The 12,292-nt window shown below is 66.6% G+C and carries 16 protein-coding genes; 5 read left to right on the top strand and 11 right to left on the bottom strand.

What is annotated here, in order from left to right; genetic code table 11:
• Positions 1 to 51: 51 nt before the first annotated feature.
• Positions 52 to 684, top strand: a complete 633-nt coding sequence (locus OVO38_RS05815) for a DUF6474 family protein (protein WP_239216714.1) — start codon at positions 52 to 54, stop codon at positions 682 to 684.
• A 28-nt stretch (positions 685 to 712) separates the two neighbouring features.
• On the opposite strand, the gene OVO38_RS05810 is transcribed toward OVO38_RS05815, so the two are convergent.
• Together OVO38_RS05810 and OVO38_RS05805 are read right to left on the bottom strand one after the other, a co-directional pair.
• On the bottom strand, positions 713 to 1,351 hold the full coding sequence (locus OVO38_RS05810) for a LuxR C-terminal-related transcriptional regulator (protein WP_095278870.1): 639 nt from the start codon (positions 1,349 to 1,351) through the stop codon (positions 713 to 715).
• The gene (locus OVO38_RS05805) at positions 1,326 to 2,621 is read right to left on the bottom strand and encodes a sensor histidine kinase (RefSeq protein WP_095546271.1); all 1,296 of its coding nucleotides are present in this window, start codon (positions 2,619 to 2,621) and stop codon (positions 1,326 to 1,328) included. Before OVO38_RS05805 ends, OVO38_RS05810 begins: the two co-directional genes overlap by 26 nt.
• On the opposite strand from OVO38_RS05805, the gene OVO38_RS05800 reads away from it, so the two are divergent.
• A complete protein-coding gene (locus tag OVO38_RS05800) occupies positions 2,620 to 3,201 on the top strand; it encodes a DUF2020 domain-containing protein (protein ID WP_122086246.1) in 582 nt (193 codons plus the stop codon). The two genes, OVO38_RS05805 and OVO38_RS05800, sit on opposite strands and share 2 nt — an antisense overlap.
• Positions 3,198 to 4,193 (top strand): TIGR00730 family Rossman fold protein, encoded by a 996-nt coding sequence (locus OVO38_RS05795; protein WP_267207978.1) that lies wholly within the window; start codon positions 3,198 to 3,200, stop codon positions 4,191 to 4,193. The genes OVO38_RS05800 and OVO38_RS05795 overlap by 4 nt, the downstream gene beginning before the upstream one ends.
• 76 nt (positions 4,194 to 4,269) lie before the next feature.
• Here the strand turns inward: OVO38_RS05795 and OVO38_RS05790 are convergent, their stop codons facing one another.
• Together OVO38_RS05790 and OVO38_RS05785 are read right to left on the bottom strand one after the other, a co-directional pair.
• On the bottom strand, positions 4,270 to 4,422 hold the full coding sequence (locus OVO38_RS05790; protein WP_095278866.1) for a hypothetical protein: 153 nt from the start codon (positions 4,420 to 4,422) through the stop codon (positions 4,270 to 4,272).
• 3 nt (positions 4,423 to 4,425) lie between these two features.
• A complete protein-coding gene (locus tag OVO38_RS05785; RefSeq protein ID WP_095535967.1) occupies positions 4,426 to 5,223 on the bottom strand; it encodes a class E sortase in 798 nt (265 codons plus the stop codon).
• A gap of 72 nt (positions 5,224 to 5,295) precedes the next feature.
• Between OVO38_RS05785 and yidC the strand changes: the two genes are divergently transcribed.
• Positions 5,296 to 6,408, top strand: a complete 1,113-nt coding sequence (gene yidC / locus OVO38_RS05780) for a membrane protein insertase YidC (RefSeq protein WP_267207977.1) — start codon at positions 5,296 to 5,298, stop codon at positions 6,406 to 6,408.
• Here the strand turns inward: yidC and OVO38_RS05775 are convergent.
• The 4 genes from OVO38_RS05775 to OVO38_RS05760 all read right to left on the bottom strand — a co-directional run bounded on the left by OVO38_RS05775 (position 6,396) and on the right by OVO38_RS05760 (position 8,682).
• Positions 6,396 to 7,028 carry a TetR/AcrR family transcriptional regulator gene (locus OVO38_RS05775; RefSeq protein ID WP_154879574.1) on the bottom strand — a complete coding sequence of 211 codons (633 nt, stop codon included), beginning with the start codon at positions 7,026 to 7,028 and terminating at the stop codon, positions 6,396 to 6,398. The two genes, yidC and OVO38_RS05775, sit on opposite strands and share 13 nt — an antisense overlap.
• A gap of 164 nt (positions 7,029 to 7,192) precedes the next feature.
• Positions 7,193 to 7,462: a GlsB/YeaQ/YmgE family stress response membrane protein gene (locus OVO38_RS05770; RefSeq protein ID WP_095535964.1), complete on the bottom strand. Its 270-nt coding sequence runs from the start codon at positions 7,460 to 7,462 to the stop codon at positions 7,193 to 7,195.
• 81 nt (positions 7,463 to 7,543) lie between these two features.
• Positions 7,544 to 8,464: a universal stress protein gene (locus OVO38_RS05765; RefSeq protein ID WP_095537421.1), complete on the bottom strand. Its 921-nt coding sequence runs from the start codon at positions 8,462 to 8,464 to the stop codon at positions 7,544 to 7,546.
• Between the two features lie 71 nt (positions 8,465 to 8,535).
• Positions 8,536 to 8,682, bottom strand: coding sequence for a hypothetical protein (locus tag OVO38_RS05760; protein WP_267207976.1), 147 nt, complete (start codon positions 8,680 to 8,682; stop codon positions 8,536 to 8,538).
• On the opposite strand from OVO38_RS05760, the gene OVO38_RS05755 reads away from it, so the two are divergent.
• Positions 8,618 to 9,694 carry a pseudouridine synthase gene (locus OVO38_RS05755; protein ID WP_416358575.1) on the top strand — a complete coding sequence of 359 codons (1,077 nt, stop codon included), beginning with the start codon at positions 8,618 to 8,620 and terminating at the stop codon, positions 9,692 to 9,694. The genes OVO38_RS05760 and OVO38_RS05755 overlap by 65 nt on opposite strands.
• On the opposite strand, the gene OVO38_RS05750 is transcribed toward OVO38_RS05755, so the two are convergent.
• The 3 genes from OVO38_RS05750 to OVO38_RS05740 form a co-directional block, all read right to left on the bottom strand.
• A complete protein-coding gene (locus OVO38_RS05750) occupies positions 9,607 to 10,233 on the bottom strand; it encodes a DnaB-like helicase N-terminal domain-containing protein (protein WP_267207974.1) in 627 nt (208 codons plus the stop codon). The genes OVO38_RS05755 and OVO38_RS05750 overlap by 88 nt on opposite strands.
• Before the next feature lie 63 nt (positions 10,234 to 10,296).
• A complete protein-coding gene (locus OVO38_RS05745; protein WP_267207973.1) occupies positions 10,297 to 10,839 on the bottom strand; it encodes a hypothetical protein in 543 nt (180 codons plus the stop codon).
• 345 nt (positions 10,840 to 11,184) lie between these two features.
• A partial coding sequence (locus tag OVO38_RS05740; protein ID WP_267207972.1) for an IS256 family transposase occupies positions 11,185 to 12,292 on the bottom strand: 1,108 nt, incomplete at its 5' end.

Below are 12,292 nucleotides of genomic sequence, written 5' to 3'. Positions count from 1 at the left end.
CGGGTAAGATCGGGACAGCGAAAAACGACACGACCAAGGAGCACCACCCCAATGGGAGTTTTTGAAGCGATCCGCAAGGCCCGCGCGAGGACGAAGGCGGAGATCAAGGCCGCCGAGGCGCGCGCCCGCAAGATGGCCAAGGAGCAGGCGAAGGCCGATCAGAAGACGGCGAAGCTGCTGGACAAGGCAGAAAAGCGCCTGATCAAGGAAGAGAAGAAGGGCCTGAAGCGTAAGCGCAAGCACGAGAAGCAGCTGGCCGAGGCGCACCTGAAGCGCATCGAGCAGACCGGCTTTACGCAGAAGAAGGCGAAGCAGTGGGTCGGCGCGTCGCGCATCCTCGTGCCCATCCTGCTGCCGCTGGCGTACAAGGCGTACACCTCCTACCAGCAGAGCCGCATGAACTCCCGCGCCGCCGGCCTGGGTGTCAACCCGCAGGACCTCGCGCGCCACTCCGGCCGCGGCGCCGAGCTCAAGGCGCGTATTGACGCCCTGCGTACCTCCGTCGAGTCCGCCGACAACCTGCCGTCTGGCTTCTCCGGCGACGCGAAGGTGCGCCTCAACGAGCTGGCGCGCAACGTGCGCGACGCGGAGCACCTCAACCCGGAGCAGCGCCGCCTGGCGTACGGCACCGTGGAGGAGGAGCTGGACACACTCGGCGCGGAGATCGCCAAGAAGTCCCGCTAAGCCTCGGGGCTCTCGGAGCTCTTGGGGGTTACAGCACCCCCTGCTCGCGTGCCGACGCCACCGCCGACGTCCGCGAGCGCACCCCCAGCTTGTCGTAGATGTGCACCAGGTGCGACTTCACCGTTGCCTCCGACAGCATGAGCTGCTGGCCGATCTCCCGGTTCGAGGAGCCTTCGGCCACCAGCTGCAGCACCTCCAGCTCGCGCGGCGTAAGCGAGGAACGCGGCGCCCTGTCGCGCGTCTCCAGCTTGTCGCGCACGACCGGCGACAGTGAGGCGTCGCCGCGCGCGGTGGAGCGCACCGCGGCGAGCAGCTCCTCCGGCGGCGCGTCCTTGAGCAAGTATCCCACCGCGCCGGCCTCGATCGCGCCCAGGATGTCCGCGTCCGTGTCGTAGTTGGTCACCACCAGCACCTTCGGCGGCGTCGCCATGCTGGAGCGGATCTCCGCCGTCGCCTGCGCGCCCGTGGTCACCCGCGCGCCCTCGGACCCGGCGCCGAAGCGCAGGTCCATCAGGATCACGTCGATGCCGCCCGCCTGCGCGGTCGCGATTGCGGCCTCGGCGGTCGCCACCTCACCCACGACGCGGATGTCCTCCGCCGCCTCGAGCACGGAGCGCAGCCCGAGCCGCACAATTTCGTGGTCATCGGCCAGCAGCACCCGGATCATCGTTCACCTCGTCCTTATCTTCGTCGATGCGGTTGGCCGCATCATTCTTTTGATTGACATTACTCGGTACCGCGACCGAAAGCGCCGTAGGTCCACCCGGCGCGGACTCCACCACCAGCTCCCCGCCCAGCTCCGCGGCGCGCGAGCGCATCGCGTCCAGCCCCAGGTGCCCCAGCCCCGCGGGCTGCTCCGCCTGCGCCTCCGTGTCGAACCCGTGGCCGTTATCCACCACGTCCAGGCGCACCTCCCCCGCTCCGTACGTCAGCGTCACCCGCATCCGCGTCCCGCCCGAATGCTTCACCGCGTTCGCCATCGCCCCCTGCGCGATCCGCAGCAGCCCGGCCTCGGTGCGCATCGGCAGCTGCTGCGCCTCCCCGTCCGTGTCGATCTCAATGCGCATGTCGCTCGCCGTCTCCAGGTCGCCCGCGATGCGGGTGAGGGCATCGCTTAACGACGTCTCACTCAACGGGGCCGGCGCCAACGCCGCAATCATCGCCCGCGTCTCCGCCAAGTTGTTGGACGCAGCCCGGCGCGCCGTCTCCATCCGCTTCAGCGGTGCCTCCAGCTGCTCGGCCGGGACGTCCAGGCCCGCGAGGTCCCGCTCGGCGGCGTGGAGCAGCATCTGGATCGAGGACAGGTTCTGCGCCACCGTGTCGTGGATCTCGTGCGCGAGGCGCTCGCGCTCCTGCGCCACGCCGGCGGCGCGCTCGGTGGCGACCAGTTTGTCGCGGGTGGAAAGCAGCTCGTCGATAAGCGCCTCCCGCTCCTTGCTCACCCGTCCGATGGTGGTGAACGCGTAGTTGATGGCCACCACGACCGCGGCGGAAAGGACCGGGCCGAGGACGCCGCCGAGGGTGAGCCCGCCCGGGATCTGGATGAGGACGGAGATGATGAGGCCGGCGGCGACAAGGAGGAGGCCGCGCCAGTTGTTAAAGACGCGGAGGAAGACGAAGAAGAGGATGAAGACCCAGTAGACCGCGACCGGTGAGATGGTCATATCCGCGACCCACACCGCGGTGAGCGCGAGGCACCACAGGCCGCGCATCCAGCGGCCCCATCGGTGCATCTCCACCATGCCGTAGAACAGGACGAAGGAGAAGGAGGAGACCAGGAGGATCTGTAGCAGCGCCAGGTTCAGCGGCATCCGGGCCAGCGCGCCGAGGGAGACGAGCACGAGGCACACGGCGAGCACCGTGATGCCGGTGTCGAGCGCCTTGTTGTCCGGCACGTCTGCGGTCGGCTGCGCCGCGCTGGCTAGTCTAGAGCTCATGCGTTTGACACTACCCACTGTGTGGATGACCCCCGTGCTCGTGGCAACCGGTCTCGCGCTCGCCGCGTGCGGCAGCGGTAGCGAGGGCGGAGCAGGCACCGCGGGTGAGGAGCCGACGGAAGCGGCCGCGCCAGACTCCGGGCTGCCCGTCGAGGCGCTGCCGGCGACGGACCGCAACGGGTGGGTCGACTGCCCCTACCTGGATACGGAGTGGGTGGCGCAGACCAACGGGCAGCGCGTCACGGGCGTGGGCATCGACGAACGCTTCGACACGCCCGCCTGCCAGTTCTGGTCCTACCCGGAGGAGCCGCAGCTGACGGTGGTGGTGCGCCACATGGACAGCCCGGAGGCGGCGATGCAGGTGGTGGACTGGGCCACGCCGATCGCGTACACCTCGCCCGCGGACCAGCCGGTCGGGTGGAACGGCGGGCGCCACGGCGGCGGCGAGGTCCCCGACCGGATCGGTGCCGCATACTCGGTGGCCAAGGGCTCTCACGCCGTCACCGTGTTTACCAACCAGGACGAGTCGGTGAAGGCCCAACACGTGGCGGAGCAAGTTATCGCTACCCTGGGCCTGTGACCGAACACGTAACGCCCCCAGACCAGCCACTCGCAGAGATCATCGTCGCCGCAATCGTCTTCCGCGACGAGGAAGGGCGGGTGCTGTGCGTGCGCAAGCACTCCAGCCCCCGCTACCAGCTGCCGGGCGGCAAACTCGAGCCCGGCGAGAGCCCCCTGGACGCCGCGCTGCGCGAGACGCGCGAGGAGATCGGCGTGGAGGTCGAACGCTCGCACCTGAGCTACCTGGGCCGCTTCAGCGCGGAGGCGTCAAACGAGCCGGGGCACACCGTCACCTCGACCGTGTACGTGCACCCCGCCCCGCCCGCCGCGCCGGCGCCCGCGGCGGAGATCGCCGAGGCCGCCTGGATCGACCCGGAGGAGCCCGGCGACCGGCAGATCGCGCCCCTGCTCGCCTCGCGGATCTTCCCGGCGCTGCGCCCGCGCCGGCTGCGCGCCGTCACCGTCTTCGCCGGGGCCAACCCCGGCAAGCGCCCGGAATACCTCGAGCAGGGCCGCCTGCTCGGCGAGGCACTCGCCCGGCGCGGCGCTACCCTGGTCTACGGCGGGAGCAAGGTGGGCGTGATGGGAGCGGTGGCCGCGGGGGCGTCGGCAAGCGGCGGCTCCTCGCTCGGCGTGCTCACGACGCAGCTGGCCAACTACGAGCTCAAATTCGACGGGCTGGACCGGCTCGAGCTGGTCGGGTCGATGGCGGAGCGCAAGGCGATGATGAGTCAGCAGGGCGACGCGATCGTGGCGCTGCCCGGCGGGACGGGCACGCTGGACGAGCTGTTCCAGGAATGGACGAGCCAGCAGCTCGGGCTGCACTCCAAGCCAATCGGGCTGCTTGGCAGCGAGTTCTGGCAGCCGCTGCTGGACATGGTGGATCACATGGTGCACAACGGGTTCGTGCGGCAGACGGACCGCGACCACCTCGTCGTCGCGGACGACCCGAACGAGCTGCTGGACAGGCTTGAGCGCTGGGTGCCGCCGGTGCCGCGATGGACGGACTAGACATGGACGGACTAGACATGGACGGACTAGACGGCGCTCAACGGCGCTAAACGGCGCTAAACGGCGCTAGACGGCGCTAGACGGCGACGTCGTTGTACGGCATCATCGCCGAGATCCACGGGAACACGACCTCCATCAGCAGGAAGAACACCGCGACCAGGACGACGACGGTGATGAGGGCCTTGACCCACGTGTTGCCCGGCAGCTTGCGCCACAGGAATGCGTACATGCGCTACTTCACCTCCGACATCGCGCTCGGGAGGGTGTTGCCCTCCGGGTTCTTCGGCAGGACCTCGGTGCGCATCGCGTGGACCACCATGCGCTCCGCGTTGGAAAACTGCGGGTGGCAGGTGGTCAGCGTCATGATGCCCTCCATGCCGTCCACCACCTCCATGGACTTCGTCTCCGGCATCGGGTTGACCACGTCGATGTCGCCGGGCAGCGTGATGTGGCGCCCCTGCACCTTGCCGTAGTCGCCGGTGGCCACCCGCTCGTTCATCTCGCCCGGCAGGCAGTCCGCGGTCTCGGCGCGGCGCTCGTCCGGCTGCTGCGACATGGGGAGCACGCGGTAGGTCACCCACTGGGTCTGGGTTTCCACCACGATGGCGTCGCAAGCCTTGAGCCCGCCCAGGTCGTTGAAGGGCGCGCCCTTGCCCACGCGGTGGCCGGCGACGGCGAAGTTGCCGTTCTCGCCGGGCATCTGGGTGTCCGGGTAGCGGCCCGGCCCGACGAGCAGCTCCTGTTCCTGCACGCCCTCGATGATGGCGAACTCGTAGTCGGGGCCGAAGGCAGGGATGTACATGCGCGCGAAGGCGTCGCCAAGCGCCGGCGCTTTCGCCTCGCGCGGGTTGACCCAGCCGTCGCCCCATTGCAGCTCGAGCTTCTGCTGCGCCTCATGCTGCTTCTCGCCGGAGGCGATGTTGGTCCAGAACGACTCGTAGAACGCGAACAGGAGGAGGAGGGCGCCTGCGGTGAGCAGGAGTTCCCCGATGACCTGTGAGGCACTGATGCGGTGTGGGGCTGCGGGCATGGCATAACATTAACCCACGACCGCTCGCGCGCGGCACTGCGAACGACGCTACGAAAGGGGCGCTTGCTCAGCATGCTGGAAATGTTGGTCTACCCGGTCTCTGCGGTGATTAAGCTGTGGCACTGGCTGCTTGCAGACGTCCTGGGCATGGGCCCCTCCGCCGCGTGGGTCGCCTCCGTGATCCTCCTCGTGGTCACGGTCCGCGCGCTCATCATGCCGTTTGCGCTGCAGCAATACCGCATCAGCCGCGTCGGCTTCCTGGTCCGGCCGCACCTCGCGCGCATCAAGGCCCAGTACGCGGACGCCACCTCGCCGGAGGCCATCGCCGCGGAGAAGCAGGCCATGAAGAAGGTCCAGGACGAACACAACTACAACCCGCTCGCCGGCTGCATCCCGGCGCTCATCCAGTTCCCGGTGTTCATCGGCCTCTACCGCCTGCTGCGCTGGATGGCCGTGCCCACGGACGGCGACAACCACACCATCGGCATCCTCACCCCGCAGGACCTCGAGACGTTCCGGGCAGCTTCGCTTTTCGACGCCCCCCTCCCCGCCTACATGGCCATGCCCCCAGAACACCTCGCCGCTCTCGGCACCACGGAGGCGCAGGTGCGGGCCGTAGCCCTGCCCATGGTGATCGCCGCCGTCATCTTCACCTGCTCCAACCTTGCGATCTCGCAGATGCGCAACCGCTCCACGCTGGACTGGGAGAACGCGATGACGCGGAAGTCCTACGGCCTGCTGTGGTGGGCCATTCCGCTCATCGCCCTGAGCCTCATCTCCGCCGGGCTCTCCGGTATCGTCCCGATCGCGGTGCTGCTGTACTGGGTCACGGGCAACCTGTGGACGATGACGCAGACGATCCTTTTCTGGGCCTGGACGGTCCGCCGCTACCCGGCGGAGGCGCTGCACCGCGAGTTCTGGGCGGAGACGAAGCAGAAGGCCGAGGAGCTACGCGCCGCACGCAAGGAGCGCACACGGTCGCGCCGCGCGAAGCGCCTGCGCGCGCTGCGCCACCCGGGTGAGGCGGGCGCAATCGCCCGCGAGCTGCGCGCCGAGAAGCGCGAGCGCAAGCAGGAAAAAGCGCGCGAGAAGCAGGAGCGGAAGGCACTCCAGAAGGCGCGCAACGAGGCGAGCCGCCAGCTCGCGCGGGACAAGAAGCGCCAGAAGCAGGATCAGATGGAGTAGTCTGCGGGCGGCGCGCCGAGCTGGCTTTCCGCCAGGTCGCGCGCCTTGCGCAGCGGTGCGACGTCGCGCAGCAGGCGCGCGCCCGACATCCCGCCGTCAAGGAAGATGAGCAGCTCGTCCGCCTGGTTCGAGGAGTCGTAGCCGTTCTTGTTGCTCAGCAGCTCCGTGAGGGTGTCGTGCATCCAGGTGCGGTGGTTCAGGCAGGTCTGCACGATCCGCTGCTCCGACTCGGTGTCGGGGCGCGGGTACTCCGTCGCCGCGTTGAGGAACGGGGAGCCGCGGAACTCGCGCTGCGGTTCCGCCTCGATGGCCATGTCAAAGAAGGCGAGGACCTTCTCGTCCGCGCTCGAGGCTTTGACCGCGCGCTCCTCCCACCGCTGCCGGTACTGCTCGTCCAAGCGCTCCAGGTAGGCGATGACCAGGTTGTCCTTGGAGCCGAGCAGGCTGTACAGGGACGCCTTCGCCACGTCGGCCTCGCGCAGGATCCGGTCGATGCCGATGACGCGGATGCCTTCCTCGGTAAAGAGTTTCGTGGCCGCGTCGAGGAGGCGCTGCCGCGGGCTCGGGCGGTTGCGGCGACGAGTCGTCGTCGTCTTCTTTTTCGCCGTGCCACTGCTCACGTTGCGTCCTCACTTCCTCCGGTCTTTGCGTCTGGTCTCAATATAGACAAACCGGTACGTACATTCCAGTCGGCCGGGCATATCTTTCACCCCGCGCATGCGAAAGCCCCCGGTGGTGCTGCGGTAAGCCGCAGGCCGATCCGGGGGCGAATCGTGATCTAGCGCTACTTGCGCTTGTTGGTCACCGCGTTGATGATGCCAAGGAGGATCGCCGCGCCCAGCAGGCAGGTGAGGAAGCTGAAGAACAACCCGGCGCCGGCGACGTCAACGCCGAACAGGCCGAGGACCCAACCACCGATGAGGCCGCCGACGATGCCGACGACGATGTTCAGACCGATGCCCATCTGCGCGTCGCGGCCCTGCATCTTGGAGGCGATCCAGCCCGCGATGCCGCCGATGATGATCCAGGCGATGAAGCCCATAGACAGAGTCATAGTGAGAAAATTCCCTTCGTATTCGTGCGTACCTTCGTTCGCCCTCCCATTATGCCCGGCTTATATGAGGACCGCTAGACCTTACTCCTCCGGGCGGACCACCATCATCGGGCACGGAGCGGATTGCAGCAGCGCGCGCGAGGTGGAACCGAGCAGCATGCCCTTGAAGCCACCGCGGCCGTGCGAGCCCGTGACCAGGAGCTGAGCGCCTTCCGACGCCTCCGTCAGCGCTCGGACCGGACGGTCGCGGGTGATGAGGGTGCGCACCTCGACGTTGGGGAACTGCTCGCGCAGCGTGCCCAGGTACTCCTCGAGTTTGTCGGCCTTTTCCTTTTGCACGGCCGCCCAGCGGTCATCGTCCACGGCGAAACCGGCGCCCGGCGCCTGCACCTGCGTATCGATCCAGGTGTGCACCGCCACGAGCTCCGCCTTGCGAGCGTTCGCCTCCTCAAAGGCGTACTCAACGGCGCGACGGGACACCTCAGAACCGTCGACGCCGACAACAACCGGGCCGTACTTGTTGGCGTCGGTGACGTTGTTGTCCTCGCGCACCACCACGACCGGGCAGGACGCGTGGGAGACGACGGCGCCGGAGACGGAGCCCAGGACCATGCCGGACAGCCCGCCCAGGCCGCGGGAACCCATGACCACCATCGTGGAGCTACGCGACATCTCCAGCAGCATGTCAATCGGGGAGCCCTCGGCGACGGCGTGGCCGATCTTGATGTCCGGCGCCACCTCGAGGGCGATGTCGCGGGCCTCGTCGATCTTCTTCAGGGTTTCGCGCTGGAGATCGTCGAAAAGCTCTTGCGGCGGAACCATACCCTCCGCGTAGAGGAACTGGGGCATGGTGTAGCTGGAGGCCAGACGCAGCGGGATGCCTCGCTTCATGGCGGTGTTTGCCGCCCAGCGCACCGCAGTCTGCGATGCGGGGCTGCCATCCACGGCGACAACGACGATGTCTTCGCGGTCTTCCAGGTTTTCTCGTTCTTCGCGGCTCATAGCCTCCGCCCTTTCGATTGGGGAACTGGTTATATCCTCAGTGTAGCGCGGTGGCGGGGGCGCAGTCGCTGTTACTGCGGAATCTCAACCTTCTCGGCGGCTTCCGCGTTGGCGGGGAAGAAGACCTCGTACAGGAACCCGAACAGGTCAGCGATGCCCTTACCGATCCCCTCGGAAAAGAACTGCAAAATTGGGTCTAGCATTGCTCCAATGTCCATGCCGGATACGCTACTACATACTATGGCCCGCAAAAAGAGCAAGCTCGCACCGCCGTTGCCCCCGCGCGACGGCCTCGGCGCTTCCCGCGTCCGCGTGCCCGAGACCGACGCGCCGCTCACCGCCTTCGAGTTCCTCGCGGAAGTCATCGCGAGCCAGCGCCACCGCCACCCCGAGGACACCCCCGACGCCGTAGCCCGCCGTTTCGCCGACGGCGAGGTCGTGCTGCGCAGCGGCCAGCCCATCGCCGCCGACCGGATTCTCTCCCCCGGCACCGACGTCTTCTTCTACCGCCGCCCCGCCCCGGAGCGCGAGGTCCCGTACCGGATCACGACGGTGTTCGAGGACGACGACATCCTCGTCATCAACAAGCCGCCCTTCCTCGCCACGATGCCGCGCGCCGCCCACATCACCGAAACGGCCACGGTCCGCCTCCGCCGCGCGACCGGCAACGAGGAGCTCACCCCGGCGCACCGGCTCGACCTCATGACATCCGGCCTCCTCCTCTTCACCAAACGCCGCGAGCTCCGCGGCCCCTACCAGGAACTTTTCGCCCGCCGCGAGGTGCGCAAACAGTACACCGCCATCGCGCCGCACCGCCCGATCTCGCCCACCACGTGGCGCCACCGCATCCACAAGGTCACCGGCGACATCGCCGCCACGCTCGTCCCCGGCACACCCAATGCCACCACGCACGTCACGCAGATTTCGCTTATCGACGCCCCCTTGTCCCCCTCCCTCGCCTCCACCTATTCCACCCCAGAGCCGCTGGCCAGCTACCTCCTCGAGCCCGTCACCGGCAAGACCCACCAACTGCGCATCCAGATGTGCGCAGCCGGTGCCCCAATCCTTGGCGACCCCATCTACCCCACCATTCGCCCCTTCGGCACCGAAGACTTCTCCCGACCGATGCTGCTCACGTCCGTCTACCTCGGCTTCACCGACCCGCTCTCCGGCCGGGAGCGGGAGTTCCGAGCTGAGGCGTGGCTGCCGGGGGCAGGGTGGCGCCTATAAGCAAACCGCTCCCACGCCGCGCGCTGCTGCTTGCCTTGAGCGACGAGCTGCGCAAACAGCTCGTCCTCGGGCGCCTCGTCCGCGATCTGCGCGAGCCGCTGCACCATGCGGCGAAACTGGCGCCGGTACGACAGAGAGAGGACCTGGCGCGCGTACTCGGCGGCGAGCAGGTCGTTCGCCTGGAGGCCGAGGAGCGTGGCCATGAGCTCGGTGGTGTCGCGCGTAGTCATCCCGTCTTTCGCGCCCTTGGCGCTCAGCGTGGCGATCACCGTTGCTGAATCGGTCGGGCGATCCTCCGCGGCACGCTCCTGGATCGCTCGGAAGATCTTGGCGTAGTTAGGGCGGTAGAAATCTCCCGCCTCGACGATATTGAGGGCTTCGTTGACAGTCTGGAGATCGCCGCGCTGACCTGCCCACAAAAGCGCGGAGAGGAGGAGCGCCTCGCTGTCGTGCCGAGGGTTGTAGGGAGGAAAGTCCGGGTCGAGATCGGGGTGCCCCTCCGTCTCGACCTCGATGTAGCGGCGCTGTTGATCTGCCATGCCACTCCTTTCAGCTAGTTGACTATTCGCACATACTAGCGGATGGAACGGAGTGGTGCGCGGCTACGGAATAAGCGCGGTGACTTCCGCCGGAAGCATCGGCGCGATCTGCGGCCACGCGGCACCGACTACCCCGCCGACGACGAGAAGCGCGAGAAGCGTGGGCCAGAGGATCATTGCCGGCATCGGGGAGCCGTCCGGGTAGAACAGCCCTGATTGCCACTCCGACTCGTCGTACGACAGGTTCCGCCCCTTGATGCACGCACGTAGGCCCGGTGCCAGGTAGGACCCGGCTCCGTTTACCTCGAGGTAGTCATCAATCCCCTCCGAGGAACCAGTAGCCGGGCGCTTGCCGCCCTTGTCCAGGTAGGCCTTCTCCTTAGCGATGATCCGGTCGAGCTCCTTCTGCGCCTGAGCCTTCGTCATAGTACGGGTGCGCACCTTCGTGTAGGGAGTACCCAGGTCGCCGGAGTAGTTAAAGGTGCACTTGTCACCCTTCACGATTACTTCGGAGGCCGACGACTCGAGAGGTGCTGCCACCATTACGGCAGCGGCGAGCGAGGCGGGGAGGGCGATGGACGTTGCGCGGATCTTCGGGGCACTCATTGTGGTCTCCTTGTGTTGTACTGCACTGCTGCTCCCGCTGGACGGGAAGCGAACTGAGTGTTTGAGCACAGCATAATCAAGAACCGTTAACGTGGGGTCGTTTTCGGGGCTGTTGTGTTGATAGGGACCGAAAGTTGCCGACGCGCCCCCGGGAAGTGGGTTCACTCTCTGCGGTGGGCGGGGTGGAGTAAGTGGTTGCCGACTCAGGGCGGCCTTCGTCTGGCTCGCTGTTTCGGTGGGGTGTGGTGTCGGGTGTTTGACGAGAAGACCATGTGTTTGATGGCAGCTGTGTGTGTTTGACGAGAAGGGGGAGAGTGTCCGATTGTTTGTGTGCGGGGGCTTGGTTTACAAGTAGTCCGCGAATCGGTCGGGGTAAGCCACGGCTAGTTGGTTGATGGCTTGTTTCCACCCGGTGGCTTTCGCCCCTTCAATATAGCCGTTGCGCTCAATGTCGCGCTTCGCTTTCTTCGCCCGCTGAGCAGCACGCTTGTCCTCGATGTTGCAGATCATCAGCCAAAGCGTCTTCAGCGCCGCGGTATCGTTCGGGAACTGACCCCGGTTTCGAGTAGCTTTACGCAGTTCAGCATTCAGCGACTCGATCGAATTGGTGGTGTAGAGCACCCGCCTGGCCGCAGGCGGGAACTGCAGAAACGGCACGAACCGCTCCCAGGCGTCGCGCCAGACTTTGACCGACTGGGGGTATCTCCGGCCCAGTTCACTGGCCTCGAACGCATCCAGGTTGGCGCGTGCGGTCTCCTCGTTGTTGGCGGTGTAGACCTCACGTAGCGCGCGGGAGACAAGTTTGCGGTCCTGATAAGACACCCACCGGTTCGCAGCCCGAATCAGGTGCACAATGCAGGTCTGCACCATGGAATTCGGCCAGGTCGCCTCCACAGCTTCCGGCAGGCCTTTGAGCCCGTCGCAGCACACGATGAACACGTCCTGGACCCCGCGGTTGGCCAGATCTGCGCACACCGATGCCCAGAATGCGGCGCCTTCATTCTCAGCGATCCACAATCCCAGGATGTGCTTGATGCCGTCCATGTCGACACCAACTGCCATGTAGCAAGCCTTGTTGACCACGCGGTGGCCGTCACGAATCTTCACGCGTAGCGCGTCGAGGAAGATCACCGGGTAAAACTCGTCGAGCTGCCGGTTTTGCCAGATCATGACCTCTTCCAAGACCGCATCGGTAATGGTACTGATCGTATCCGGGCTCATATCCACCCCAAGCGTGGTCGCAAGATGGTGCTGAATATCGCGCACTGTCATCCCACCGGCGTAGAGCGAGACGATCATGTCGTCAAGCTCGGTCAACCGGCGTGCGCCTTTGGGCACCATGCGGGGAGTAAACGTGCCGGCACGATCCCTGGGCACGGTTACTTCCACCGCGCCGTAGCCAGAATTGACGGTCTTGGTGTACGACCCGTTGCGGTGGTTATTCTCCTGCGCG

The sequence above is a fragment of the Corynebacterium sp. Marseille-P8863 genome (genome assembly GCF_946902955.1).
Classification (GTDB): Bacteria; Actinomycetota; Actinomycetes; order Mycobacteriales; family Mycobacteriaceae; genus Corynebacterium; species Corynebacterium gottingense.
The sequence above is the reverse complement of the archived record's forward strand: the minus strand, read 5'-3'. Positions and strand labels throughout refer to the sequence as shown.